Annotated in this window: 23 protein-coding genes; 1 reads left to right on the forward strand and 22 read right to left on the reverse strand. The window is 69.2% G+C overall.

Features of this window, described 5'->3' with window-relative positions:
• Nucleotides 1–15: 15 nt before the first annotated feature.
• Together ACX1D1_RS11890 and ACX1D1_RS11895 are read right to left on the reverse strand one after the other, a co-directional pair.
• A complete protein-coding gene (locus ACX1D1_RS11890) occupies nt 16–2,304 on the reverse strand; it encodes a sensor histidine kinase (protein ID WP_459054685.1) in 2,289 nt (762 codons plus the stop codon).
• A 90-nt stretch (nt 2,305–2,394) separates the two neighbouring features.
• On the reverse strand, nt 2,395–2,556 hold the full coding sequence (locus ACX1D1_RS11895) for a hypothetical protein (RefSeq protein ID WP_459054686.1): 162 nt from the start codon (nt 2,554–2,556) through the stop codon (nt 2,395–2,397).
• A gap of 144 nt (nt 2,557–2,700) precedes the next feature.
• Here ACX1D1_RS11895 and ACX1D1_RS11900 point away from each other — a divergent pair, with 144 nt between their 5' ends.
• A complete protein-coding gene (locus ACX1D1_RS11900; RefSeq protein WP_182799423.1) occupies nt 2,701–3,381 on the forward strand; it encodes a response regulator in 681 nt (226 codons plus the stop codon).
• On the opposite strand, the gene ACX1D1_RS11905 is transcribed toward ACX1D1_RS11900, so the two are convergent.
• From ACX1D1_RS11905 to ACX1D1_RS12000, 20 genes are all read right to left on the reverse strand, one after another.
• A complete protein-coding gene (locus ACX1D1_RS11905; protein WP_459054687.1) occupies nt 3,374–4,219 on the reverse strand; it encodes an ATP-binding cassette domain-containing protein in 846 nt (281 codons plus the stop codon). The two genes, ACX1D1_RS11900 and ACX1D1_RS11905, sit on opposite strands and share 8 nt — an antisense overlap.
• An 84-nt stretch (nt 4,220–4,303) precedes the next feature.
• The gene (gene ftsY / locus ACX1D1_RS11910; protein WP_370586073.1) at nt 4,304–5,506 is read right to left on the reverse strand and encodes a signal recognition particle-docking protein FtsY; all 1,203 of its coding nucleotides are present in this window, start codon (nt 5,504–5,506) and stop codon (nt 4,304–4,306) included.
• A gap of 21 nt (nt 5,507–5,527) precedes the next feature.
• Nucleotides 5,528–5,725 (reverse strand): hypothetical protein, encoded by a 198-nt coding sequence (locus ACX1D1_RS11915; RefSeq protein WP_182799421.1) that lies wholly within the window; start codon nt 5,723–5,725, stop codon nt 5,528–5,530.
• A 115-nt stretch (nt 5,726–5,840) separates the two neighbouring features.
• Nucleotides 5,841–9,380: a chromosome segregation protein SMC gene (gene smc / locus ACX1D1_RS11920; protein ID WP_459054688.1), complete on the reverse strand. Its 3,540-nt coding sequence runs from the start codon at nt 9,378–9,380 to the stop codon at nt 5,841–5,843.
• 7 nt (nt 9,381–9,387) lie between these two features.
• The gene (locus ACX1D1_RS11925) at nt 9,388–9,948 is read right to left on the reverse strand and encodes a GtrA family protein (protein WP_459054689.1); all 561 of its coding nucleotides are present in this window, start codon (nt 9,946–9,948) and stop codon (nt 9,388–9,390) included.
• A complete protein-coding gene (gene mutM, locus ACX1D1_RS11930) occupies nt 9,945–10,784 on the reverse strand; it encodes a bifunctional DNA-formamidopyrimidine glycosylase/DNA-(apurinic or apyrimidinic site) lyase (protein WP_459054690.1) in 840 nt (279 codons plus the stop codon). Before mutM ends, ACX1D1_RS11925 begins: the two co-directional genes overlap by 4 nt.
• Nucleotides 10,777–11,457, reverse strand: coding sequence for a ribonuclease III (gene rnc / locus ACX1D1_RS11935; RefSeq protein WP_182799417.1), 681 nt, complete (start codon nt 11,455–11,457; stop codon nt 10,777–10,779). Before rnc ends, mutM begins: the two co-directional genes overlap by 8 nt.
• A gap of 85 nt (nt 11,458–11,542) precedes the next feature.
• The gene (gene rpmF / locus ACX1D1_RS11940) at nt 11,543–11,734 is read right to left on the reverse strand and encodes a 50S ribosomal protein L32 (protein ID WP_182783717.1); all 192 of its coding nucleotides are present in this window, start codon (nt 11,732–11,734) and stop codon (nt 11,543–11,545) included.
• A gap of 34 nt (nt 11,735–11,768) precedes the next feature.
• Nucleotides 11,769–12,317 (reverse strand): YceD family protein, encoded by a 549-nt coding sequence (locus ACX1D1_RS11945; protein ID WP_370586071.1) that lies wholly within the window; start codon nt 12,315–12,317, stop codon nt 11,769–11,771.
• A gap of 91 nt (nt 12,318–12,408) precedes the next feature.
• Nucleotides 12,409–12,891 (reverse strand): pantetheine-phosphate adenylyltransferase, encoded by a 483-nt coding sequence (coaD, locus tag ACX1D1_RS11950; RefSeq protein WP_182799415.1) that lies wholly within the window; start codon nt 12,889–12,891, stop codon nt 12,409–12,411.
• Between the two features lie 10 nt (nt 12,892–12,901).
• Nucleotides 12,902–13,477, reverse strand: coding sequence for a 16S rRNA (guanine(966)-N(2))-methyltransferase RsmD (gene rsmD / locus ACX1D1_RS11955; RefSeq protein ID WP_182799414.1), 576 nt, complete (start codon nt 13,475–13,477; stop codon nt 12,902–12,904).
• Complete coding sequence (locus ACX1D1_RS11960; protein WP_459054691.1) at nt 13,474–15,666, reverse strand: ATP-dependent DNA helicase RecG; 2,193 nt, start codon at nt 15,664–15,666, stop codon at nt 13,474–13,476. Before ACX1D1_RS11960 ends, rsmD begins: the two co-directional genes overlap by 4 nt.
• Before the next feature lie 111 nt (nt 15,667–15,777).
• Complete coding sequence (rpmB, locus tag ACX1D1_RS11965) at nt 15,778–15,963, reverse strand: 50S ribosomal protein L28 (RefSeq protein ID WP_182783707.1); 186 nt, start codon at nt 15,961–15,963, stop codon at nt 15,778–15,780.
• A gap of 117 nt (nt 15,964–16,080) precedes the next feature.
• A complete protein-coding gene (locus tag ACX1D1_RS11970; protein WP_459054692.1) occupies nt 16,081–18,909 on the reverse strand; it encodes an Rne/Rng family ribonuclease in 2,829 nt (942 codons plus the stop codon).
• Between the two features lie 195 nt (nt 18,910–19,104).
• Nucleotides 19,105–19,803, reverse strand: a complete 699-nt coding sequence (locus tag ACX1D1_RS11975) for a TIGR03936 family radical SAM-associated protein (protein WP_182799411.1) — start codon at nt 19,801–19,803, stop codon at nt 19,105–19,107.
• A gap of 39 nt (nt 19,804–19,842) precedes the next feature.
• A complete protein-coding gene (locus tag ACX1D1_RS11980; RefSeq protein ID WP_459054693.1) occupies nt 19,843–21,342 on the reverse strand; it encodes a DUF1846 domain-containing protein in 1,500 nt (499 codons plus the stop codon).
• Between the two features lie 55 nt (nt 21,343–21,397).
• Complete coding sequence (locus tag ACX1D1_RS11985; protein WP_459054694.1) at nt 21,398–23,353, reverse strand: TIGR03960 family B12-binding radical SAM protein; 1,956 nt, start codon at nt 23,351–23,353, stop codon at nt 21,398–21,400.
• A gap of 36 nt (nt 23,354–23,389) precedes the next feature.
• Nucleotides 23,390–23,797, reverse strand: a complete 408-nt coding sequence (gene ndk, locus ACX1D1_RS11990) for a nucleoside-diphosphate kinase (protein ID WP_459054695.1) — start codon at nt 23,795–23,797, stop codon at nt 23,390–23,392.
• Nucleotides 23,794–24,147, reverse strand: a complete 354-nt coding sequence (locus ACX1D1_RS11995) for a DUF4233 domain-containing protein (RefSeq protein ID WP_370586069.1) — start codon at nt 24,145–24,147, stop codon at nt 23,794–23,796. The genes ndk and ACX1D1_RS11995 overlap by 4 nt, the downstream gene beginning before the upstream one ends.
• Nucleotides 24,144–25,478, reverse strand: coding sequence for a bifunctional folylpolyglutamate synthase/dihydrofolate synthase (locus ACX1D1_RS12000; RefSeq protein WP_459054696.1), 1,335 nt, complete (start codon nt 25,476–25,478; stop codon nt 24,144–24,146). The genes ACX1D1_RS11995 and ACX1D1_RS12000 overlap by 4 nt, the downstream gene beginning before the upstream one ends.
• Nucleotides 25,479–25,502: the final 24 nt, after the last annotated feature.

Genomic DNA, 25,502 nt, shown 5'->3' on the forward strand with positions numbered 1-25,502 from the left:
CCGGTCCGCCGAGGATCAACCGTCCCGCGGGAGCGCGACCTCGACCACCCAGGTGCCCGCATCTGCGGTGACGGCGAACCGGCCTCCCAGCAGGTCGACCCGCTCGCGGATCCCCGCCAGGCCATAGCCCAGCGAGAGCGGTGAGCTCCGACGCCGGGCCGGTAACGCGTTCGCGATCCGCAGCGTCACCTCATGGGTGCCGACGTCGAGCGTCAGGGTGCACGCCCCGTCGCGGCGACCGTAGCGCAGGATGTTGGTCACGCACTCCTGCATGACGCGGGTCAGGGTACGCAGGGTTGGTGCGGGCAGCTCATCCGAGAGCGGATCCACAGAGACGGAGACTCGGAATCCGTTGTCCCGCAGGGTCTCGGCCAGGAAGCCGACCACCGTGGTGGGGCGCACCAGGGCGATGCCGGTCTCTTCTCCCCCGGTCTCGGCCATGATGCTGCTCAGCAGCTCCATCTCCTCCTCCGCCCCCTTCGTCGACCGCTCCATCCGCGTCAGTGCAGTGCGGAGTTCATCGGGGTTGTCGCTCTCGCCGTAGGCCATGGACTGCAGCGTGGCCACCGAGAGGTGGTGCGCCACCACGTCGTGCAGCTCGCGCGCGAGCAGGTTTCTTTCCTCGGTCCGGATTCCCTCCTCCGTGCGGCGCAGACCCGCAATCTGATCGATCTGGCTTCGTCGCGTGACGAGGAAGTGGCGCGTGGCGATGAAGGTCGGAAGCACGAGGAGGACCACGGCGGCAACGACGGCCTGCTCGCGCACGGCCCCCACGTCAGCCACCGTTGCGACGACAAGCGCCCCAGAGGCCAGCAAACCGAGTGCGATGGCCGCGCGGCGCTGTGTCACCTGAGCCGCGTGCCAGCAGGCGACGATCAGAATGGCGGCAAGTGCCAGATCGTCAGAGTGTGGTGTCGAGAGCATTCCGATCGTGGTGGCCGCGGCGGGCAGCGCGCCCACGACCGGCCACCACAGCAGCAAGCCGGCGGAGAGGAAGCCGGCCACCTCCCACAGTGCGTCCCACGGGATCTCCCCGGCGGACAACGCCTCCCCGAGCCCGGCGCCCGCAGCCAGGCCCCCGATGGTCAGCGCCATGGTCAGGAGACCCCGCGCCGTCCCAGCGGTGATCAGGCGCCACCAGCCCGTTGCACGCAGGCCGGCCGGTCTGCCGGCCGGTGGATCGACTGCAGGGGGCAGATCGAGGTGCAGGTGCCGCACACCGCCCCGCATCTCACTCCTCAGGCTCCCGCCCAGCGTCTCGGCCCGCTGGCGGAGCCGATCCATCCGCCCATCGTGGCCCCCCAGGGATCCTGCGGCATTCGGGTACAGGGCCTCCAGGCTGAGCCAACCGCGACGCTGCTCCACCCTGAGGGTCACCTCGGCGCCAGCTTCGCCGCCCGAAGTGATGGCCTCGGCGATCTCGTCCATCACCCTGATCACCGTGGACTGCGTGACCCTGGTAGCCAGGTCCGCCTCCGTAGGGACCGTGGTGCTCACGCGCACGCCGCGCTCCTCCAGCCGCTCCCGAAGCCGGGACGCGGCGGTGGTGACTCCCGGCGCGGCGATCGCCTCATCATAACCGTCCCCGGTCGGATCTTCCCTCAACATTCCCACGAGGGCCCGAACCTCCACCAAGGCCCCCAGGCAGGCCTCGTTGACCCGGGCGATGGCGACGCGCATCTGGTCTGGATCGGCGAGTCTCTGAGCGGCGGTCAGCACGCCACTGCTGTCCGCCAGCCTCGCCGACACCAGGGTTCGCAGCTCGGCCGCGAGCCGAGCCCGCTCTTCACCCCGGATCCGCCTCGCGTCCTCCCCCATCACCTGCACGCGGCCCTGCCCGCGACGCCGCGCGATCAGCATGGCGCGAAGCAGCAGGCCCGCGGTGACGCTGGGGATGAGGAGAATGAGGTAGGAGGCACCGACCCCCCACTCCGCCGCCTGGATGCTCCTGGCCGTCGCGTAGCCCAAAAAGAGCGCGACAACCCCGGCCGCCGCGCGGGGGCGTGCCACCACCGCGAAGGAAGAGGGAATCAGGAGATGGGCCAGTAGATCTGCTTCCATCGTGCCGTACCACAGCGTCAACCCAAGCGGGACCATGGCGGCGGCAAGCCCCGCGCGCGGACGCCACAGCACCAGGATGCAGGCGAGGCCCTCAACAATCTGCGCGATCGGAGAGACGGCGGTGTGCCAGCCCAGTCTCTGCCACGTCAGGAGGGTGCTGAATGCCCCGTACAACACCATCGCGGCAACGATGTAGCGGGCGACCTTGAGAACCCCCAGGGGAGGTTCGTCGGAACGACTCACGTCAGAAACCGCTCCGTCACTGAAATTCGGCACGCGCTTGATCGTGCCGGAAGCCGGCTTCGGAGGTCAGCGCGAAGTCAACCCGCCGACTCAGCGGTGGCAGAAACCCAGAGACGGGAAGATCCGGCAGATGAACTGCGGGCTGACCGTACTGCTCTCCCCACCGACAGGCTGGGGCGCCGGAGCGGCCATGGCGGTGGGGGCGATCGCGACGGTCAGGATCAGACCGGCGATGAGTGGGCGGAGCTTCATGGGAATGTCCTTTGCGCTGAAGAACGTCATGTTCCCCCATAGTCAACCGTCCTCTCGCCAATTCCAACACTGACTAATGGCCAGAGTTCACTATCGGCCGTCCCCGAGGGGAGTGAAGCGGCCACACCCCGTTAGGGTAAGGCAATGAACATTGTGCGCCGCATCCTGGTGGTGGATGACGACCCTATGGTCCGCGAGGCCTACCGGACCTTCTTCTCACGCCACAGCGACTACGAGGTGGTGGGTGAGGCGCGCGATGGCAAAGAGGCCGTGACGGCCTACCGGCGCCTCCGCCCCTCCGTCGTCCTGATGGATCTGCAGATGCCCGAGAAGTCCGGGGTGGAGGCCACCCGCGACATCTGCCGCGAATGGCCCAAGGCCTGCATCGTCGCGCTGACCACGTTCGGGACGCGGGAGTACATCGTGGCCGCGCTGCGGGCCGGTGCCTCCGGCTACCTCCTCAAGGACGCCGGCGGGCCAGCCCTCCTGACCGGCATCGATCAGGCCATCGACGGAGACATGCCTCTCTCCGCCGCCGTGCGCAAGGAACTCGTCTCCAACGTGAAGGACGCGCCGGAGGCGCCCTCCGTCCCAGCCGACCCGGGGCTGGCCCCCCGTGAGAGAGAACTCCTCCGATGGCTCGCCCAAGGACTGACGAACCAGCAGATCGGGACGAAGATGTTCGTCTCAGAGGGAACGATCAAGCAGTATCTGTCTCACATCGGCGACAAGATGGGGCTCAAGTCCCGCACCCAGATCCTGGTGCGGGCCATCCAGCTCGGCGTGGTGGACCTCGCGGAGTTGGACCCGCCCTCGGTCAGGTGATCCCACCCTTGGCGAGCGTGCCGACGGTGGGCACATTCATCCCGGACCTCTCCAGTAGTGCGCGCTCCAGCGTGGCATCTTCTTCGACCAACTCCAGGATGCCGAAGTTGACCGCAGCCTCTGCGACCCGGGCGATCGGTAGCCCGTGAACGAGCAGCAAGACGCCCTGATCTGAGATGCGGGGTGTCACCCGCGCACCCATGCCAAGAAGGAGGTCGTACAGCTCGGCCTGGCGCTGCGCCCGGACCCGAACCGCCGGGCCACCACTGCTGATGATGAACTCGTCCACCGACGTGGCGGCCATCAGCCGCCCGTTGCCCAGCACGAGCAGGTTGTCGGCCACCTGGGCCATCTCGGCCAGCGAGTGGCCGGTCACGAGTACTGCCTTCCCTTGCGCGGCGAGCCGCCTGAGCGACTGCCTCATCCAGCGGGCATCCTCCTGTCCCAAGCCTGCGAACGGCTCGTCGAACAGGTAATGATCCGGATCAGCGAGCGCAGCCTCAGCCATGCCGGCCCTCCTCCTCAGGCCGGCGGGGACCGGGCCGTCTGCCTGCCGACGACGGAATCTTCCGATCCATCCGTGGCTCAGCCACTTACCGCCGAGCATGGCGACCACTGAGTTGTCTGGGCGCTCCAGCTGCGAGTAGGGGCGCCCGTTGATCAGTGCAGATCCGGATGTGGGGCGCTCCAGGCCCAGGATCATTCGCAGGGTGGTGGTCTTGCCCGCGCCGTCAGGGCCGAGCAGACCAGTGACCACTCCGGGATCAACCCTGAAGCTGAGATCGTCGACCACGGTCCTGCGACCAAAGGTCTTCGTCAGGTGGCTCGCTTCGATCATGTGATGATCGTTGCCGATCCCAGATGTCTGGGCTATTGACCAACGTTAGGTCGGCTCGTGTCGCCCCGGAAATGTGGACAAAAGTTAGCGCCCGAGGATTCCTTGGACGAATCCCTCCGGCTCGAACGGCGCCAGGTCGTCGACTCCCTCACCCAGGCCGACCAACTTCACCGGCACACCGAGTTCCCGTTGGACCTGAACCACAATTCCGCCCTTGGCGGACCCGTCGAGCTTCGTCAGGACGATGCCGGTGACGTCGACCACTTCGGCGAAGATGCGGGCCTGGGTCATGCCGTTCTGGCCGGTGGTGGCATCGAGGACGAGCAACACCTCGGTGACGGCCGCCTTCTTCTCGATGACGCGCTTCACCTTGCCGAGCTCGTCCATCAGCCCCGTCTTGGTGTGCAGGCGTCCGGCGGTGTCCACGATCACCACGTCCACGCCTCGCTCGACGCCTGCGGCCACGGCGTCGAACGCCACCGAGGCCGGGTCCGCTCCCTCGTCACCGCGCAGCGTCTCCACGCCCACCCGCTCGCCCCAGGTGGCCAGCTGCTCCGCGGCGGCGGCGCGGAACGTGTCGGCCGCCCCGAGGACGACGGTGCGCCCCTCGGCTACCAGCACACGGGCCAACTTGCCGACGGTGGTGGTCTTGCCAGTCCCGTTCACACCCACCACGAGCACGACGGCCGGGTCTCCGGGCTTGCCGGGGGTGAGGTTGAGGCTACGGTCCAACGAGGGGTCGACGAGCTTGAGGAGCTCGTCGTGCAGCACCTGTTCAGCCAAAGCCGGATCAGCAACGCCGTCCACCGCCAGCCGGCGACGCAGCGCCTCGGTGAGCTCGGTGGCCGGGCCCACCCCGAGATCCGAGGTGATGAGCGTGGTCTCGAAGTCATCCCACGTGTCCGCGTCGAGCCGGTCCACGGAGAGAAGATCGGCCAGCGCGCGGGCCAACGCATTGTTGCTGCTCGACAACCGACGACGGAGGCGGGCCCAACGGGATGCGGGGGCCTCGGGCCGTTCCAGGGACGGCGCACGGGACACCTCGACGACCGGTGACTCCGGCACAACAACGGCGGGCTCCACGGCCACCGGTTCGACAGCCACCTGCTCCGGAGCTGCCGGCTCAACCTCCGGCGCCAGAACCACATCCGGTTCGCGGTCCGGCTCGGCCAGCTCGGGGCGTTGCTGGTGTTCGAGCTGCCGGCGCCTGTCCAGCGTGACGACGATGCCGCCGATGAGGACCGCCAAGCCGACGATCGCGATGATGACCCAGAAGAACCAATCCACGGGGTCATCCTAGCGAGGCGGTCAGCCGACCCTGTTATCCAGCCTCTCGAGGAACTTCGGCACCTCGCCCGTGCCGTTGAGGTGACGGTTGGCCTCGTCGATCACCCGCCCGAGCTTGGGCTCTTTCACCTCGAGGTGCCCGGCCGAGACGGCGACCACCACCAGGAGGCCAACGGCCAGGACCAGGGCGAACAGGACTGCGATAACCGCGACACTCATGCTTCGGGGCTCCTCTCGGAGGACTTGGGGGAAGGACCTCCATAGTGCCGACCCCCGGACGTGCCGGGAAATCGTCGGCGAGTCGCCGTTGCGGACGACGAGCCCATTGTGCGCCTCAACGTTCGTGGAGGCGCTGCGACACGACGGTGGAGATGCCGTCGCCGCGCATGGTGACGCCGTACAGCGAGTCCGCGATCTCCATCGTGCGCTTCTGGTGCGTGATGATGAGCAGCTGCGACGAGGCGCGAAGCTCCTCGTAGATACCCAGCAGCCTGCCGAGGTTGGCGTCGTCGAGGGCCGCCTCCACCTCGTCGAGGATGTAGAACGGGCTGGGGCGGGCGATGAACAGGGCCACCAGGAATGCCACCGCGACAAGGGAACGCTCGCCGCCGGAGAGGAGGGAGAGCCGCTTGACGTGCTTGCCCGCGGGCCTGGCCTCGACATCGACGCCCGTCGTGAGCCAGTCACCGGGATCGGTGAGGATCAGTTTCCCCTCGCCGCCGGGGAACAGACGGCCGAAGACGTCTGCGAAGCTGCGCTCCACGTCGCGGTAGGCCGTCTCGAACACCTCCTGGACCCGTCTGTCCACCTCCCCCACGATCTCGAGAAGGTCGATCCTGGTCTGCTTGAGGTCATCGAGTTGCTCGGCCAGGAACTGATGGCGGGCGGTGAGCGCGTCGAACTCCTCCAGCGCCAGCGGGTTGACCCTTCCCAGAATCGCCAGGTTCTTCTCCGCCGCCCGGAGCCTGGCCGCCTGCTGCTCGCGGTTGTACGGCATGGGCGGGGGCTGCTCGTCGTCCTCAGCGAGCGCGGTGCCGTCCGGGCGGGTGAGCACCGGGACCAGCTCGTCCGGGCCGTACTCGGCCACCAGTTGCCCGGGCTCCAGGCCGAGTTCCGCAAGCGCCCTGTCCACCAGCTGCTCGACGCGCATCCGATGCTCGATCCGGACCATCTCATCGCGATGGGCCCCACGGACGATCTCGTCGAGGCGGGCCGCAGCGGCCTTGGCGGCGTGCCTGGCCTGAGTGGTGCCGGACTCGGCGCGGCGGCGGGCCTCGTCGGCTGCGTCGCGCGCCGTGGACGCACTCCGCCGCGCGCCCTCGACGAACTCCGTCAGCCTGAGCGCGGCCTCATGCACCACGCGGGCCACCTCGGCCTCCCGTCGGAGATACTCGGCCCGCGCCCTGGCCTTGGCCCGTGATTGACGCTCGTGCTGGGCCGACCGGGCGAGGGCCTCCGCCCGTCCCGCGATGGCCTTGACCTGTTCCTCAGCGGTGCGAAGCGTCAGCCGTGCGTCCATCTCCTCCTGGCGCGAACGGCGCGCCTCGGCGGCCCGCTCGTCCCGGTCTGCCGAATCGGGTTCGGCGTCCTCCCCCTCGGCTGTGGCCGCCTCGAGGCGGGCGGACAGCTCCGTCAGAAGCTCCTCGTCCCGGGTTCTCGCGGCGAGCGCAGCATCGATGGCCTCGGTGAGCCGCTCGGCCTCCCGTGCGGCCGACGCCTGCCCCTGACGGTGCGAGTTGAGCTGCTCCGCGACCGCCGCGAGCTGGGCGTCCGAGGCGTGCAGCTCCGCGAGGGCGGCGGCCTCGTCGAGCCGTGCGGCGTCCAGACGTTCGGCCACGGCCTCCGCGGCGAATCGTGCCCGGTGCGCCTCATGCTCGCACTGGGCGAGCTCCTGCTCCGCCTGGGCGAGCTGGGCCTGCACCTCGAGGATCGACGGGGCGGCCGCCGAACCTCCTTCCACCAGCCACGAGGAGAACAGATCTCCCGACCGGGTCACCGCGACAATGTGGGCGTGCGCGGCGACGACGGCCGCTGCCTCGTCCGCCGACTCCACAGCCACCGTTGGCCCCAGCAGCCGGTCGAGGGCCCCCGCGAGGGACTCGGGGGCCTGCACCAGCGCCTTCAGCGGTCGTCCGACCGACGGGGCATCGTCGTGCCGCGGCGCCCCGGCAACCACAAGCGGCGCGCGGCCGAGGTCGCCGTCGGCGAGGTATCGGGCGGCGTCCAACGCGCCGTGGAGGCCCTGAACGACGACGGACTCGGCCATCCCTCGGAGCGCGGCGGCGACGGCCGCCTCCCACCCCGGCTCGATGGTGAGCAGGTCACCCAGCCGCCCCAGCACGCTCTCGTGGCCCGCCTCGATCAGGTCCGCCGACCCGTCACGACGCAGCCTCATGAGGCGCAGCGCGTCGACGCGAGCCTCCAGCCCGGCGCGGCGCCGACCGAGCTCCGCCTCCGCACTCCGCATGGTGGCGGACTCGGCCTCCGCCTCTGCCACCAGGGCGGCGGCACGTTCGTAGCCCTCGTCGAGGTCCGACTCCGAGCTGCCCAGCCCAGCGAGTGAGGACTCGGTGGCGTGGTAGCGGCGTCCCGACTCCTCGGCGCGCGCCAGCGCGTCGTCGCGCCGGGATGAGAGGCGTTGGACCTCCTCGTCCGAGGCCTCCAGCCGGGATGTGACGGAGTTCACGCGGCCGGTGAGCCGGGCGAGTCCTTCACGACGGTCTGCGATGGCCCTCAGGGCCGCCGCGTAGGCCTGCTCCGCCGCGGCGTGCCGCTGCTCTGCGCTGGAGCGCCTGAGCGACGCGTCCGTCAGGCGACTCTGCGCCTGTTCGACTTCCGCCCGGAGCCCCAGCTCCCTCGTCCGGAACTCGGCTGCCTCGGCCTCGATCGCCTCCGGGTCTCGGCCTCCGACGTCCAGCGACGGCTGGTTGTCCCCCGCCCGCATCCGCTCGGCTGCGATCGAGACCGTTGTGGTGACGCGCTCGCGCAACCCGGCCAGCGCGTACCACTGCTCCTGGGCTGCATCGAACGCGGCGCCGGTCTCCCGCAGGATCCGTTCGGCTGCCTCCTCCGCCTCGAGCGCCTGCCGCACCGCTGCCTCGGCGAGCGCCTTGGCCTCAGCCGCGGCCGCCTCGTCTGCGAGCTCGGCGGCCAGCTGGGCCTCGGCGGTGGCGAGGTCGTCGGCGAGGAGGCGTGCCTGGGCATCCCTCAGCTCGGCCTGGATGACCGCCGCCTTGCGCGCCGCCTGGGCCTGCCGGCCCAGGGGTTTCAGTTGGCGCTGCAGCTCCGCGACGAGGTCGCCCAGCCGCTCGAGGTTCGCCTTCGTGGCCTCCAGTTTCCGCAGCGCCTTCTCCTTGCGCTTGCGGTGCTTGAGCACCCCGGCCGCCTCTTCGATGAAGCCGCGGCGGGATTCCGGGGTGGCTTGGAGGATGGCGTCGAGTTGGCCCTGGCCGACGATGACGTGCATCTCACGCCCGATCCCGGAGTCACTCAGCAGTTCCTGCACATCGAGTAGCCGGGCCGCGGCCCCGTTGATGGCGTACTCCGAGCCCCCGCTGCGAAACATGGTGCGGGTGATCGTGACCTCTGCGTACTCGATGGGCAGCGCACCGTCCGAGTTGTCGATGGTGAGCTCGACCTCGGCCCGCCCCAGCGGGGCACGCTTGGCGGTGCCGGCGAAGATGACGTCCTCCATCTTGCCGCCGCGCAACGTCTTGGCTCCCTGCTCCCCCATCACCCAGCTGAGGGCGTCGACGACGTTCGACTTCCCGGAGCCGTTGGGCCCGACGACGCACGTGATTCCCGGTTCGAAGACCAGCGTGGTAGCGGAGGCGAAGGACTTGAACCCGCGCAGGGTCAGCTGTTTGAGGTACATACCTGCTCTAGGCTGCCTCGACCGGCGGCAGGGCGGTCCGAATGGACCGGAACGTCCAGAACTTGTTCAGGAGGAAACTGACCGGGATGGTGAAGAAAATCATGATCAGCTGCGCCCAGTAGAACTTGGTCCGCAGGCCGCTGGAGTTGTCGAAGACGTCGCTGGGCAGCGCGATGGGCGACTGCTCCCACATCAACAGGGTCAGCAAGCCCATTCCGATGAGCTGCGCGGCGAGCCCGACGGTGAGGAACGGCCAGTACTCGCGCCACCAGGCCGAGTGCTTGTGCGAGCCGAAGGTCCACCACCTGTTGAGCTGGAAGTTGACGAGATTGGCCACCATGAAGGCCACCATGCTCATCACGTGATACCAACGGATGTTGAACTCGGTGCCCGGAATGGACCACCAGGCCCCGCCGCCGTAGGCGGACTCCGGCCAGAAGATGGGCAGGCTGTGGCGCTGGACCCAGATGACGGCCATGTTGACCACCACTCCGAGGCCTCCGACCATGCCGAAGCGGAAGAGCTGTCGGATTGAGCTCCGATAGCGGTGCAGCATCTTCTTGATCACTGGCCACCCTTCCACGCCCGTTGGCATCTCGGACAAAAGTAGCTGCTCCTGTTCATGAAGGAGCGGCGCGCGATGGGCGTGCCGCAGCGCGAGCAGGGCCCGTTCTCGCGCCCGTAGGCCTCCAGCGAGCGGGAGAAGTAGCCGGACTCCCCGTTGACGTTGACGTAGAGGGAATCGAACGACGTCCCACCCTGGGCCAGCGCCTCGGCCATCACCTCGCCCGCCGCGCGGAGGACCCTCCGGGAACGCTGGGGTGACAGCCCCGCGGTGGGGTGGTCGAAGTGGGTCCGGGCCTGCCACAGGGCCTCGTCGGCGTAGATGTTCCCGATGCCGGAGACCAGGGTCTGGTCCAACAGCGCCCGCTTCACGGTCGTGCGCCTGCTGCGGAGCCGCGCTGAGACGGCGGCCTCGTCGAAAGCCTCGTCGAAGGGATCGAGCGCCACGTGAGGGACTGGACACGTGGCCTGCCCGGCGCGCCAGTCGAGTCCGCCGAACATCCGTTGGTCGACGAACCGCAGCTCCTGGCCGTCGTCGAGGCCGAAGATCACGCGCGTGTTGCGGGCGTGCTCGTCGCCGGGACGGTTGAGCCTGAACTGGCCGCTCATCCCGAGATGGGCCACCATCGCGTCGTCGCCCAGGACCCACCACAGGTACTTGCCGCGGCGGCGCACCCCGTCGACCTGTCGCCCCTCAAGGTTGGCGACGAACCCCGCAGGCCCCCCAGGGTGGCTTCGCACGGGTCTGGGGTGGAGGACGCTGACGCGGATGATCCTGCGTCCCGTGAGGTGACCCGACAGCCCGCGCCTCACCACCTCGACTTCGGGCAGCTCAGGCACCGGCGAGATCCTCGCAGGCCGCGCGGGCGGCGATCTGCTCGGCGTGCTTCTTGCTCGGTGCGGTACCCCGCCCACGAACCCGCTCGTCGACGATGACGGCTGCCGTGAAGACCCGCTGGTGGTCAGGGCCCTCGCCGCTGACCTCGTAGCGGGGAAGTGACCAACCGCGCTGCGAGCAGATCTCCTGCAGCGCCGTCTTGTGATCCGCGTAGTCCCTGCTTCGTTGGGCGTCGGCGATCTGCTCATCCAGATTGCGGTGGATGAAACGCGCGGCGGACTCCGGGCCGTCAGAGATGTAGACGGCGCCGATGACCGCCTCCATCGTGTCCGCCAGGATGGAGGTCTTGTCCCGCCCGCGGGTGGCCACCTCGCCTTTGCCGAGGAGCAGGTGATCCCCGAGCTCGAGGAGACGGGCGACGTCCGCGAGGGCCACGGAACTCACCACGCGGGACCGGAGCTTCGCCAGGTGTCCCTCGGGGAGGTCCGGATAGCTGCGGAAGATGTGCTCGGTGACGACGATCTGGAGCACTGCATCGCCGAGGAATTCGAGCCGCTCGTTGGACTCGATGCCGCCGTGCTCGTAGGCGTAGCTGCGGTGCGTGAAGGACAACTCAAAGAGCTGGGCGTCCACCTCGACGCCCAGCTCCTTCAGCTGCTCTTCCAGTCTGCTCATCCCGCTGAGACCCCCACGCGTGCGGTCTCGTCGTGACACCGACCCCGAGGACGGGGACGACCCGCTCCGCGGGGGTGGGCCAGGCTCAGACCTCGAGGACCTGGCGGCGGCTGCCGCGGGGTCCGTACTGTCCGCAGCTCGCGCATGCGGTGTGCTGCAGGTGGGGTTCGCGGCAGGCCGGGTTGGCGCACACGACGGTGGGGACGACAGTCGTCTTCCACTGCGCACGGCGCGAACGGGTATTGCTGCGCGACATCTTCCGCTTCGGAACGGCCACGATCTTCTCCTTCGTCAGTAACTGACAGGTTTGCTCAGTTGGGTGCTTCCCCGCTCAGCCCGGTCAGCTTCTCCCACCTGGGATCAACCTGTAGACCGTGAGTGTGGTCGGGATCGTCATTGAGGTCTGCTCCACATGTGGGGCAGAGACCCAGGCAATCATCCTCGCACAGGGGCGTGAACGGCAACTCGAGCACCACGGCGTCACGCAGGGCCTCGTCCAGATCGATCGTCTCATCCACGATGAGGCTCTCGTCTGTGTCTATCTCGTTGCCGGGATAGAAGTAGAGCTCCTGCACATCGAAGGAGGCTTGCTCCTCGATGTCATCCAGGCAGCGGGCGCATTGGCCGTGGAGTTCCACGGTTGCTGTGCCCGTCACCAGGACGCCTTCGGTCACCGCCTCGAACCGGAGATCCAGCTCGATGTCGGTGTCTTGCGGCACCCCGATCACTTCCGTGCCCATGTCGGCAGGCGCGGGAACCGTGGTGACTACCTGTTTCATCGTCCCAGCCCTGCGCGCGAGCTCGTGCACCTCAAAAACCAGTGGCGAGCGGCGATCCGGGTGGGGATGCACGGGTGACACGTCGGATTCCCTTCGTCTACCGTCCATGACTCGTCATGACCGGCTTCCAACTCTACCGAGGGCCCGCAGAATTCCCAAAACGGAAATGCGCTCAGAGCGTGCCCGCTCGACGCCTCTCCTCGATGGCGAGCGCGACGTTGCCGGGCACGTAGGCGGAGACGTCGCCGCCGAGCCGGACCACCTGACGGATGATGGTCGAGGACAAGGTCACGTGCTCCTTGCCGGCGGGCAGCAGGACAGTCTCCACCGGACCCATGGCGTGGTTCATGTGGGCCATCTGGAGCTCGAAGTCGAAGTCAGACCCGAACCGCAGGCCCTTAACCACTGCAGGAATCCCGCGGGTGCGGCAGAAGTCCACCAGGAGCCCCTCCATGGGCTCCACGGTGATGTGGTCCAGGTCCGCCGTCGCTCCCTGAACCAGCTCCACGCGCTCGTCGAAACTGAACAGGTAGTTCTTGGTGGAGTTGTTGCCGATGGCGACGACCACGGCCCCGAACAGCGCGTGCGCCCGCCGGATGACGTCGAGGTGGCCCACGGTGATCGGGTCGAACGACCCGGGGCACAAGACCGTCATGGCATCACTCCTAGTCCACAGCCCCGAAGTGGAGCGTCGTCTCACCGTAGCGGCGCAGCCAGGTGTCCGTGTAGCCCGGCGGCCAGCCGGGGTCACGGTCCCGGGAGGAGCGCTCCACGACCACCAGACCGCGCCCCGCCAACGCGCTGACGGCCAGGTTCTCCAGCAGGGTCTCGATGGATTCGGTGGCCATCTCGTAGGGGGGATCGAGGAAGACCAGGTCGAACGTCCGGCCCGGGGAACCGGCGACAGCCTCTGCCTTGGCCACGACCACCTCCACCGCCAGGCCCGTGGCCCGGGCGTTGTCCTGGATCAGCCTGGCGGTGGGCCTGTCCTGTTCGACGAGCACCACCGGCGCCGCACCACGGCTGGCCGCCTCGAGGCCAACCGCCCCCGAGCCCGCGAAGAGGTCCAGCACGGAGACCCCCGCGAGGTGGGCTGAGGCGTCCGAGTCAGCGGAGTTGAACCAGCTCGACAGCGCAGAGAACAACGCCTCCCGGGTGCGGTCTGTGGTGGGCCTGGTGCGCGCGCCCTTCGGGGTGCTCAGGCGGCGTCCCTTCGCCCGGCCGGCGATGATCCTGCTCACGACTTCTCCATCCACTCTCCGGCGGCGACGGCGTCTGCCTTCGCCATCAGGTCTGCCAGCAGCGGGTCCGTGGAGGACCGCGGGTCCTCCAGGACACGCTCAGCGAGCGCCTTGGCCGCCTGGATCACACCCGCGTCGTCCAGAGCCCGCAGCAGCTTGAGCGATCCCCCGCCGGACTGGGCGGCGCCCAGGACGTCTCCCTCCCGGCGCAGCCTCAGGTCGAGCTCGGCCAGCTCGAAGCCGTCAGTGGTCGACGTCATGGCCTGGAGGCGGGTCAGAGCGTCGAGGTTCTCCCCGACTGCGGCGAGCAGGAGGCACAGCCCCGGATGCTCCCCTCGACCGATGCGCCCCCGCAACTGATGCAGCTGGGAGAGCCCGAAGCGGTCCGCGTCCACCACCACCATCACCGACGCGTTGGGCACGTCCACGCCCACCTCGATCACCGTGGTGGCCACCAGCACATCCAGCCGCCCATCTGCGAAGGCGGCCATGGCGTCGTCCCGATCGGCCGCGGGCTGTTTGCCGTGCACCGTCCCGATGCGCAGACCCGCGAGGGGTCCGGCGGCCAGCTGCGGGGCGAGCTCCTCGACGGCGGACATCGCGGGCGCGCCCCCCGCCTCTGCCTCCTTGGCGGTGATGGACGGGCACACCACGAACGCCTGCCTGCCCCGCTCCACCTCCTCCCGGATGCGCTCCCAGGCGCGCGGCACCCAGTGCGGCGTCTGCGCGGTATCGACGAACACCGTCTGCACGGCCGCCCGGCCGGCCGGGAGCTCGCGCAGCTCGCTGACCTCCAGATCCCCGAACACCGTCATGGCGATGGATCGGGGAATGGGCGTAGCGGTCATGACGAGCGTGTGGGGCTTCCTCTCCGCCTTCGCGGCGAGCGCGGCCCGCTGCTCGACGCCGAAACGGTGCTGCTCGTCGACGACGACCAGACCCAGGTCGTTGAAGGCCACCGGGTCACTGAGGAGCGCGTGCGTGCCCACAACGATCCCCGCCTCGCCGGTGGCGATCTGCGCCAGCACACCACGCTTGGCCGCGGCGGAGCGGCTCCCCGTGAGGAGCACCACTCCCGTGGCTTCCGGGTGGGCGCCGAGCTGGCGACCCTGGCCCAGATCACCGAGCAGCTGGGAGATGGTCTGGTAGTGCTGCTTGGCCAGGACCTCGGTGGGAGCCAGTAGTACTGACTGTCCGCCGGAATCAACCACCGCAAGCATGGCCCGGAGCGCCACGAGCGTCTTCCCCGACCCGACCTCGCCTTGGAGGAGACGGTTCATCGGCGCCCCGCCTGCGAGCTCGCCGAAGATGACCTCCCCGATGTTTCTCTGCCCGTCGGTGAGGGTGAAGGGCAGCCTCTCGTCGAACGCCTCGAGGAGCCCCCCTGGGCGACGGGGACGCGGCGTGGCGAGCTCCCCGGCGGCCTCTCTCCGCCTGGCCGCCATGGCCAGCTGAATGCCGAACGCCTCGTCGAACCGGAGCCGCGCCTGGCCGTGCTCCGCCTGCCGTACCTCGACAGGCTCGTGGACGGCGGTGAGCGCGTCCTGGAACGGCAGCACCCCTGCCTCGTCGACCACCCACCCCGGGAGGGTGTCTCCGGACAGGGTGGGCAGGACCAACTGGATCGACTCGGCGATCACCCACGTGGGTAGTTTTCCTGTGGCCGGGTACAGCCCGATCATGGTGGCGCGCTGCACGCTGCGCTCCATAGCGGCCCTCTTCTCGGCGTCCTTGCCTCCGGAGATGCGGGCGCCGTCGAGCATCACGAAATCCGGGTGGGCCAGCTGGAGCTGCTCGTTGAACCGGCCTACGCGGCCGATGAAGATCCCCCGACGGCCTGGGGCCAGCTGCCGCTCCCAGTAGTCCAGCACGCGCTGCTTCTTCGCGAAGAACGCCACCGAGAGCCGCCCGTGACCGTCACTGAGGACCGCCTGGACTCTGCCCGCGCCAGAGGAGTGGAACTGCCTCGCGCCGACCACCTGGGCGATCACTGCGACGTCCTGCCCCACGGTGAGGGTGCTGAAGTCGGACATCTCCGTGCCGGAGATATAGCGGCGCGGCACGTGCCGCACCAGATCGTCGACGGTGCTGATCCCCAATCGCTCGAACTCTGCGGCCGTCTTGCCACCGACCACGTCAACGAGCCGACGCCCGAGGTCGCGGTAGATCGGGGTGCGCCAGAAGGACATGAGCAAGACCCTACCGGCCCCCGCAGACAGTCCGAGGGGCGCGGGATGGGGACGCGAAAAACCGGCGGCCCCGTCGTGGGGACCGCCGGCTCTCGGCGTCAGGGATGCGAACTAGCGCGAGACCTTACCGGCCTTGAGGCAGGAGGTGCACACGTTCACGCGCTGCGGGGTGCCGTTGATGGTGGCACGCACGCGCTGGATGTTCGGGTTCCAGCGGCGATTGGTCTTCTTCTTCGACCAAGGAACGTTGTGACCGAAGCCGGGTCCCTTGGCGCAAACATCACACGTGGCGGCCACTGGAATCTCCTTGTTGTCTGTGCCCAGGCCATGGCCTGGATTGCTCTGGGGTGAAGCCCACGCGAGCAGGCAACCGTAGAATGTTAACCCGCCCGCGTGGAATTGACCAAATGGGGCCTACTTCTTGCCGCGGCGTCGCGGCGACCTGCGCTCCCCGCCGTCGGAGGGCGCCTGCGAATCCACAGGCTCCTCAAAGCGGACATAGCCCGCCCCCTGGCAGTGTTCGCACGGCTCGGTGAACGCCTCGGCCAGGCCGGTGCCGATCCGCTTGCGCGTCAGCTGCACCAGCCCGAGGCTGGTCACCTCCGCGACCTGGTGACGTGTACGGTCGCGGCCGAGACACTCGACGAGGCGGCGCAGCAGCAGCTCGCGGTTGCTCGGCAGGACCATGTCGATGAAGTCGATCACGATGATGCCGCCGATGTCGCGCAGGCGCAGCTGGCGCACGATCTCCTCCGCCGCCTCCAGGTTGTTGCTGGTGACAGTGGCCTCGAGGTTGCCTCCGGTGCCCGTGAAGCGCCCCGTGTTGACGTCGACGACCGTCATGGCTTCGGTGCGGTCGATCACCAGGGACCCGCCGGAAGGCAGGAAGACCTTGCGATCCAACGCCTTGGCGATCTGCTCGTCGATCTTGAACTGCGAGAACGCGTCCCGGCCGTCTTCGGCGGGTTCGAAGCGCACCAGGCGCTCCGCCAGGTGCGGCGCGACGTGACTCACGTAGGCCGAGATGGCGTCGTAGGCGTCAGACGGGCCGCCGTCGCCCTGGACGATCAGCTGGCCGAAGTCCTCGGTGAAGAGGTCGCGGACGATCCGCAGGGTCAGGTCCGGCTCCGAGTAGAGGGCCTGTGGGGCGCTGCCCTGCTTCGTCTTCTTCTCGATGACCTCCCATTGGGCCTTGAGACGGTTGACGTCACGGATCAGCTCCTCTTCGCTGGCGCCCTCCGCCGCGGTCCGCACGATGACGGACTCGTCGTCGGAGATCAGCGACCCGAGGATGGTGCGGAGACGGTTGCGCTCGGTGTCCGGCAGCTTGCGGGAGATCCCCGACAGGTGGCCGCCCGGCGAGTAGACGATGTAGCGGCCAGGCAGGGAGATGTGCCCCGTGAGGCGGGCACCCTTGGCCCCGACGGGATCCTTCGTCACCTGCACCAGAACGCTCTGGCCCGACTTCAGGACGTTCTCGACCTTGCGGTTCTCCCCTGTGACGCCGAAGTTGGCCCAGTCCACCTCACCGGCGTACAGCACGGCGTTGCGGCCGCGGCCGATGTCGATGAACGCGGCCTCCATGCTGGGCAGCACGTTCTGGATGCGACCGACGTAGATGTTGCCGATCAGGGAGGTGGCCGACGCCTTGTCCACGTAGTGCTCGACGAGGATGTTGTCCTCCACCACGGCCAACTGCGTGTAGTCCTCGGACTGGCGGATGACCAGCCTGCGGTCCACCGCCTCCCGGCGCGTCAGAAACTCGGCCTCGCTGAGGATGGGGGCGCGGCGGCGCCCCGCGGCACGGGACTCCTTGCGGCGCTGGCGCTTGGCCTCCATGCGGGTGGAGCCCTCGATGCCGGTCACCTCGTCAGACGACGTGGAATCGGCATCTGCGCCCTCGCCACGACGGCGACGGCGGCGGCGACGGCGGGTTGTTCCGTTGTCGTCTGCCTCAGCCGTGTCCTGCTCGGCACCCTCGGCGTCAGGCTCGCCCTCGGCAGCCTCCTCCGCGGGGGCCTCCGATTCCGCTTCCTCGGCCTCGTCAGAGTCGGCCTCCGAGTCCTCCGCGCCATCGCGGGAGCCACCCCGACGGCGGCGCCTGCCCCCGCGTCGGCGGCGACGGCGGGAGGGACGGTCGTCGTCGGACTCATCGTCGACGGCTTCGTCGCTGTCTTCTTCGTCGGATTCGGGCTCGTCCTCCGCGGGTTCGACGGCAGCCTCGTCCGTCTCTGCTTCGGTCAGCTCGCCGTCTTCGTCCTCGGGCTCAGCCTCGCCTTCCTCCGCGGGGCTGCCTGCAATCGCGCCGGCCAGGGCCGCGAGCTGCTGCTCACGGGCTGCTGCGGTGAGGAAGGGGTCGGTCAGGAGGGCCCGGCGGGCCTCCGCGACCTCCTCAGCGGCGCGGAGCGCGACACCGATGGCGTCCTCGTCCTGCCCTTCGGGGAGCGTGGCGGGCGGGGCCGCCGGGCGGCTGGCGCGCCGACGACGGCTGCGGGTGGAGGTGGGGCCTGCTTCCTCGGCGGGTGCGGTCTCGGAAGCGACGGGGGTCGCGGTCTCGGCGGGAACGAGTGCCGGCTGCGGCGCGGCCGCTGGCTCCGGGACTGCTGCGGGCTCAGCGGCGACCACCGGCTCGGGGGCGGCGGCCGGTCGCGACGCCCGCCGGCGGCGGACAGGAGCGGGCGCGGACGCCTGCGGCACTGCTGCTTCCGGGGACTGCTCGTCGATCGGCGTCGCGGAAGACTCCTCGGCCGGCGCGGGCGAATCATCGACCTGGGCGGGGGTGACGACGGGCGCGGGCTCGCTTGGCGCGGGCTCGCTTGGCGCGGGCGGCGCGGTGCGGCGGGTGGCGCGGCGGCGTACCGGCTTGCTCTCCTCTACCGGCGGGGTCGCCTCCACGACGGGAGCCTCCGCGGCGATCTCCGCAGCGGGGGCCTCTTCAAGGGGGGCGACTTCAGCGGGAGCCTCCTCGGAGGGAGCCTCCACCGCCTTCACCCTGCGTCGACGAACGGGCGCGGCGGCCGCGTCCGGCTTCGAGGCGACGCGGCGTCGCTTGGGCGTCAGGTCAGCCGCTTCCGGCTCAGCCGTCTGGCTACTGGTGGGCTCAGCCGTGGGGCTACCCGTGGGCTCAGCCGCGGCGTCCTGGGGTGGGCCTGCCGGGCGGCCCGCAGCGCGGCGGCGCCTCACGGGGGCGGTGGGTGTGGTTTCCTCGGCGGTGGTGACGCCGTCGTTCTCGATATCGAGCATGAGGCTCCTCAGGCGCGGATGCGCGGACGGGCACAGACGCGCTGTGCGCTAAGACTCCGGCCTCCAGGGCAGTGCGAGCAGTCGCGGCAGATCTGCCGCGGTGCAGCCTCGCTGCTCCCGGTTGGCACCGGCGGTGCCGTGACCTGAGCGTTATTCTCGCACACCGTCGCAACACTTGGCGCATCACCGCGCCGATCAGTGCAGCGGGTCGCCGATCACGCCGTCTGCCAGCGGCCCCTGCGCCAGGCGGGTGAGGAGGGCCTGCGCGGGCACCTGGGGGGTGAGCTGACGCAGTGCGGTCACCACGTCATCCGGGCGCACCAGCGGCGCCTGGTGAATCGAGCGCAGCAGCAGCGTCTCGTCGTCGGAGACACTCAAACTCACGATGGCCGCGCGCACGTCGAAGGCCCGCATGCCGTTCTTCGTCATCCGCTCGATGATGTACTCCTCCCGATCGAGGAGCGACGACGCGGCCGAGCTGAGGACGCCCGGCTCTGCCCCGGCGAGGCTGATCACCCAGTCCGACGCCTGCAGCAGATCACCGAGCGACTCCTTGACTGCTTCGGCCGCGTCCAGCACGACGAAGCCCTGCGGGAGGACCGCGTTGAGCGCCTCCACGAGCTTGACCGGGTTGCAGACCTCGGTGAGGCCCAGCTCCACGTACTCCGCTTCGGAGGCTGCGGACGTGGGCGCGGCGTTGGCGTAGGAGATGCGGGGGTGGGGCGAGAAGCCCGAGGAGTAGGCCATCGGGATCTCCGCGCGTCGCAGGGCGCGCTCGAGCGCACGCCCGAAGTCGCGGTGCGAGGTGAAGCGTCCGGGGCCACGCTTGGCGTAGCGCAGCCGCAGCTTCTGCGCCGGAGGTGCCTGCTGGACTGGCGGCTGTCGGTTTCCCACGGGCGGCAGTCTAGATCAGCACCGGACGGCGCGGCCCGATCACCGCTTCCGGTACAGCTTCTTGCTCTGGTAGACGGGCTCGCTGGTGACGTTGACCCCGAGGTTACGGAAGATGGCCTCGTCGACAGGTCCGAGGATCACCGTGGTGTGCACGTCGCAGCCGCGCAGGTGCGGCAGCTCGGCCAGGGCCCGTCTGGCGAACTCGTCGTAGGTGGCGCCCACGGACAGGGCGATGAGCACCTCGTCGGTGTGCAGACGCGGGTTGGCGCTACCGAGGTGCTGCGTCTTCAGGGTCTGGATCGGGCCGATCGTCTCCGGCGCCAGCAGGTGTGCCTCGTCCGGCAGGCCGGCGAGGAGCTTGAGGGCGTTGAGCAGGAGGGCCGAGGAACTGCCCAGCAGCGCCGAGGTCTTGCCGGTCACGACGGTGCCGTCGGGCAGCTGCAGCGAGGCTGCCGGCCCCTTGGTGCGGCGTTCGGTCTCCAGAGCCGGTCCCACGACCGGGCGGTCCTCCACCCCGATGCCCAACGTGCGCATTATCAACGCGATGCGGTCCGACAGCGTGGGCTCGAGCTCGTCGCGTCGCTCGTGCACCAGCGCCTTGTAGTAACGGCGGATGACCTCCTGCTTGGAGGCCGCCCTGCACACCTCGTCGTCGGAGATGCACTGCCCCGCCATGTTGACGCCCATGTCGGTGGGCGACTGGTACGGCGAGGCGCCGGTGAGCTGCTCGAACAGCAGCTTGAGGACGGGGAAGATCTCGACGTCGCGGTTGTAGTTGACCACCTGCTCGCCGTAGGCGGCGAGGTGGAACGGGTCGATCATGTTGACGTCGTCGAGGTCCGCCGTGGCTGCCTCGTAGGCCAGGTTGACAGGGTGGTCCAGCGGGAGGTTCCAGATGGGGAACGTCTCGAACTTGGCGTAGCCGGAGGGGATCCCGCGCTTGTGGTCGTGGTACAGCTGCGACAGGCAGGTGGCCATCTTCCCGCTGCCGGGGCCGGGGGCTGTGACGACCACGAGGTCGCGGGTGGTCTCGATGTAGTCGTTGCGGCCGTAGCCGTTGTCGCTGACGATCAGCGCGACATCGCTGGGGTAGCCCTTGATCGGGTAGTGACGGTAGACCTTCAGCCCGAGCCGCTCCAGCTTGCGCTTGAACGCCCTCCCCTGCCGGTGCTCATCGGTCATCTGCGTGATGACGACGCTACCGACATACAGCCCGTAGGACCGGAACTCGTCGATGAGCCGGAGCACATCTGACTCATAGGGGATGCCGAGGTCCGCGCGCACCTTGTTCCGGGCGAGATCGTGGGCGCTGACGACGATGACCACCTCGACCTCGTCCTTGAGGGTCTCCAGCATGGCGATCTTGTTGTCCGGGGTGAAGCCGGGCAGCACACGGGAGGCGTGGTGGTCGTCGAACAGCTTGCCGCCGAACTCGAGGTACAGCTTGCCGCCGAAGCGCCTGCGCCGCTCATCGATGTGGTGGGACTGAAGGACCAGATACTTCTCGCGGTCGAACCCGACCTTGCGCACGCTCTCCACGAGGGGCCAGCCTAGCCGGTCCGGGCGGCCCTCCCCCTACTGGGCGGCCCTCCCCCTACTGGAGGGAGGGCTTGGCCACGGCGAGCGGCAGGAGCACCTTGCCGGTGGGGCCGATCTGGATGGATGTGTCCATCTGGGGGCACACGCCGCAGTCGAAGCACGGCGTCCAGCGGCAGTCCTCCACCTCGCGCTCGTCGAGGGCGTCCTGCCAGTCCTCCCACAGCCAGTCACGGTCCAGACCCGCGTCCAGGTGGTCCCAGGGCAGGACCTCCTCGTAGCCGCGCTCGCGGGTGGTGTACCAGTCCAGGTCCACACCGAAGGGGGCGAGCTCCTCCGCCGCGGCCGTGGCCCAGCGCTCGAAGCTGAAGTGCTCGCTCCAGCCGTCGAACTTGCCGCCGTCGCGCCACACGCGCTCGATGACGCGGCCCACCCGTCGGTCCCCGCGGGACAGCAGGCCCTCGATGGTCCCCGGCTTGCCGTCGTGGTACCGCATGCCGATCGCCTTGCCGTAGTGGCGGTCCTGCCTGATGGTGTCGCGCAGCAGCTGGAGCCGGTGGTCGATGGTCTCGGCGCTGGCCTGGCCCGCCCACTGGAAGGGGGTGTGCGCCTTAGGCACGAACCCGCCGATCGAGACGGTGCAGCGGATGTCGCGGGTGCCGGATGCCTTCCGACCGGTCTCGATCACGCGGCGCGCCAGGTCCGCGATGGCCAGCACGTCCTCGTCGGTCTCGGTGGGCAGGCCGCACATGAAGTACAGCTTGACCTGGCGCCAGCCGGAGGAGAACGCGGCCGCGACAGTGTCGATCAGGTCATCCTCGGTGACCATCTTGTTGATCACCTTCCGCATCCGCTCCGAGCCGCCCTCGGGCGCGAACGTGAGACCCGAGCGGCGGCCGTTGCGGCTGAGCTCGTTGGCCAGGTCGATGTTGAACGCGTCCACCCGGGTTGACGGCAGCGACAGCGCGACGTTTGAGCCTTCGTAGCGGTCCGCGAGCTGCCTGGTGACCTCCGCGATCTCGGAGTGGTCCGCCGACGAGAGGGACAGCAGGCCGATCTCCTCCAACCCGGTGGCCCGGAGTCCGCCCTCCACCATGGCACCGATGGTGTCGATCGAGCGCTCCCGGACGGGGCGGGTGATCATGCCCGCCTGGCAGAAACGGCAGCCGCGGGTGCAGCCCCGGAAGATCTCCACGGAGTAGCGCTCGTGCACCGTCTCGGCCATCGGGACGATGGGGTGCTTGGGATAGGGCCACTCGTCGAGGTTCATCAGCGTGTGCTTGCGCACCTGGAACGGCACGCCCTCGCGGTTGGGCGCGATCCTCTGGATGCGGCCGTCGTCGAGGTAGTCCACGTCGTAGAACTTCGGCACGTAGAACGCGCCGGTGAAGGCGAGGCGGAGCAGCAGCCCGTCGCGGCCGCCCTCGCGGCCGTCCACCTTCCACTCGCGGATGATGTCCGAGATGAGCAGCGAGGCCTCCTCGCCGTCGCCGAGCACGGCCACGTCGATGAAGTCCGCGATGGGTTCGGGGTTGAAGGCAGCGTGCCCTCCCGCGACGACCAGCGGCTCGCCGTCGATGCGGTCCGCCGCGTGGAGGCTCAACCCGGAGAGGTCGATCAGGTTGAGCAGGTTGGTGTAGCCCAGTTCGGTGGAGAAGGAGACCCCCAGCACGTCGAACATGCCGACGGGGCGGTGCGCGTCCAGCGTGAACTGCGGCATCGAGGCCGCCCGCATCCTGGCCTCCATGTCCGGCCACACGCAGTAGGTGCGCTCGGCGAGGATCCACTCGCGCTCGTTGAGGATCTCGTAGAGGATGGCCACGCCCTGGTTGGGTTGACCCACCTCGTAGGCGTCCGGGTACGACAGGCACCAGCGGACCTCGACCAAATCCCAGTCCTTGACGACGGAGTTGTGCTCACCCCCGACGTACTGGATGGGCTTGCTCACCTGCGCGAGCAGCGGCTCCAGCCGTGCGAAGAGGGAGTGCGTGGGCAGCGCGGAAAGTGTTGTCATGACGCCGCCAAGAATATCCGCGGGGGCGCGTTTGACCTACCCTTCGCCGAACCAGAGCGCAATCTCGTGGGCCGCGGACTCGGGCGAATCTGAGGCATGGACCGCGTTGCGCCGAGTGGACTCCGCAAAGTCCGCCCGCACAGTGCCCGGCTCGGCCTTGGCGGGATCGGTGGCCCCGTGGAGGGCACGCACGCGGGAAACCGCGTCGTCTCCAGTGATCACCATGGCGATCAGCGGCCCCTCCGTCATGAACTCGCGCAGCGGCGGGTAGTACTCGCGCTCCACATGCTCGGAGTAGTGACGGTCAGCGAACTCCGGGTCGATCTGACGGAACTCCATGGCCGCCAACCGGAGCCCGGCGTCCTCGTAGCGCGACACGATGGCCCCGACGTGGCCGGCGGCTACCGCGTCGGGCTTGATGATGACGAACGTCTGCTCGGTCATGAGAGGTTCCTTTCAGCCTGGGCCGCCTCGAGGCGCTTCCCCAGCACCACGCAAGTCACCCAGATCAGGGCGAAGATGAGACCCATGGCGTACATCCACGGGGTGAGGAGGCCGAGCCCGATGAGCACCAGCTGGGCCACCCAGCCCACGACGTAGCCCCACCGCTTCCTGAGGCCCGCGGCGGCGGCGAGGCACAGCAGGGTGGCGACGGCGCACCAGGCGGCGGCCACCCAGAGGTTGACCCCGGAGACCTGGATCATGCCGATGAAGGCGAGCCACACCACGATGATCTCGAAGACGAGCACCGACATCGCGGCGGGGCGCAGTGGGTTTGAGGGATCGAGGGTCACGGGTGTCGCTCCGTCCTCAGGAGGTCGCGTGCCTCGCCGGCGGCGATCACGGAGCCGGCCACGAGCACGCCGGCGTGGGCGCTTGCCGTGTCTGCCAGCATGACGGCCAGGTCCAGCGCCTCCGCCATGGTGGCTGCACGGTGCACCTGATGCGTGGACCACACGGTCTCGGCCACGGCGGCCAGTTCGTCGACGGGGCGGCCGCGGGTAGAGGACGACACCTGCGTGATGACCACCTGATCCATCTGCTCCGCGAAGATCCCCAGCACCTCCTCGGCGTTCTTGTCCTGCATCATCGCCACCACGCCGATCAGGGGCTCGAAGGTGTAGGACTCCACGACCGCGTCGATGGTGACGCGCGCGGCCGGCGGATTGTGGGCGGTGTCCACCACGATGGGGGGCGAGGTCCGGACCAGCTCCAGCCGGGCCGGCGCCTCCACGGAACCGAGGCCCTCGACGATCACCTCAGGGCTCAGCGGCTGGCCGCCGAGGAACGCCTCGACGGCGGCCACGGCCAGCGCGGCGTTGCGGGCCATGTGCTCGCCGAACAGCGGGAGGAATACGTCGCTCACGGGGCCACCCGCCGTGTCGATGCGGAGAAGCTGCCCTCCGACGGCCAGGCTGCGGTCCAGGACGCCGAAGTCCGGCCCCTCCACCTTCACCGGGGCCCCCACCTCGATGGCCCGCTCCAGCAGGACGCGTGCCGCGGCCGGGTCCTGGCCCGCGAACACCGCCGTCGCGCCGTGCTTGATGATGCCGGCCTTCTCGCCGGCGATCTCTTCCAACGTGGAGCCGAGAATGTGCATGTGGTCCAGCCCGATGGGCGTCACCACCGCGACAGTCGGGTCCGCGACACTCGTGGCGTCCCACCTTCCCCCGAGGCCCACCTCCATGACGGCCACATCCACCGGGGCGTCGGCGAAGGCCGCGTACGCCATGCCGGTGATGACCTCGAAGAACGTCATCGACACGCCGTCGAGCCGCTGTTCGTCCACCATGGCGACGTACGGCTCGATGTCACGCCAGACCTCGCCGAAGCGTTCCTCGCTGACCGCCTCCCCGTCGACGCTGATCCGCTCCCTGGCATCGCTCAGGTGCGGGCTGGCGAAGCGTCCGGTGCGCAGGCCCGCGGCGCGCAGCAGAGCCTCGATCATGATGGCGGTGCTGCCCTTGCCGTTGGTGCCGGCCACCTGGATCACGGGGAAGGCCTTCTGCGGGTCGCCGAGGAGATGCATGAGGGCCGAGATGCGCGTCAGGCTGGGCGCCACCCGGTGCTCGGGCCACCGGCTCGTCAAGGCGGCCGTCAACTCGTGGTGCGTGGTGTCAGTCATGGTGCACCCCAGCCTAGTGGGCAC

This window comes from Tessaracoccus luoxuelianae, from assembly GCF_054483915.1.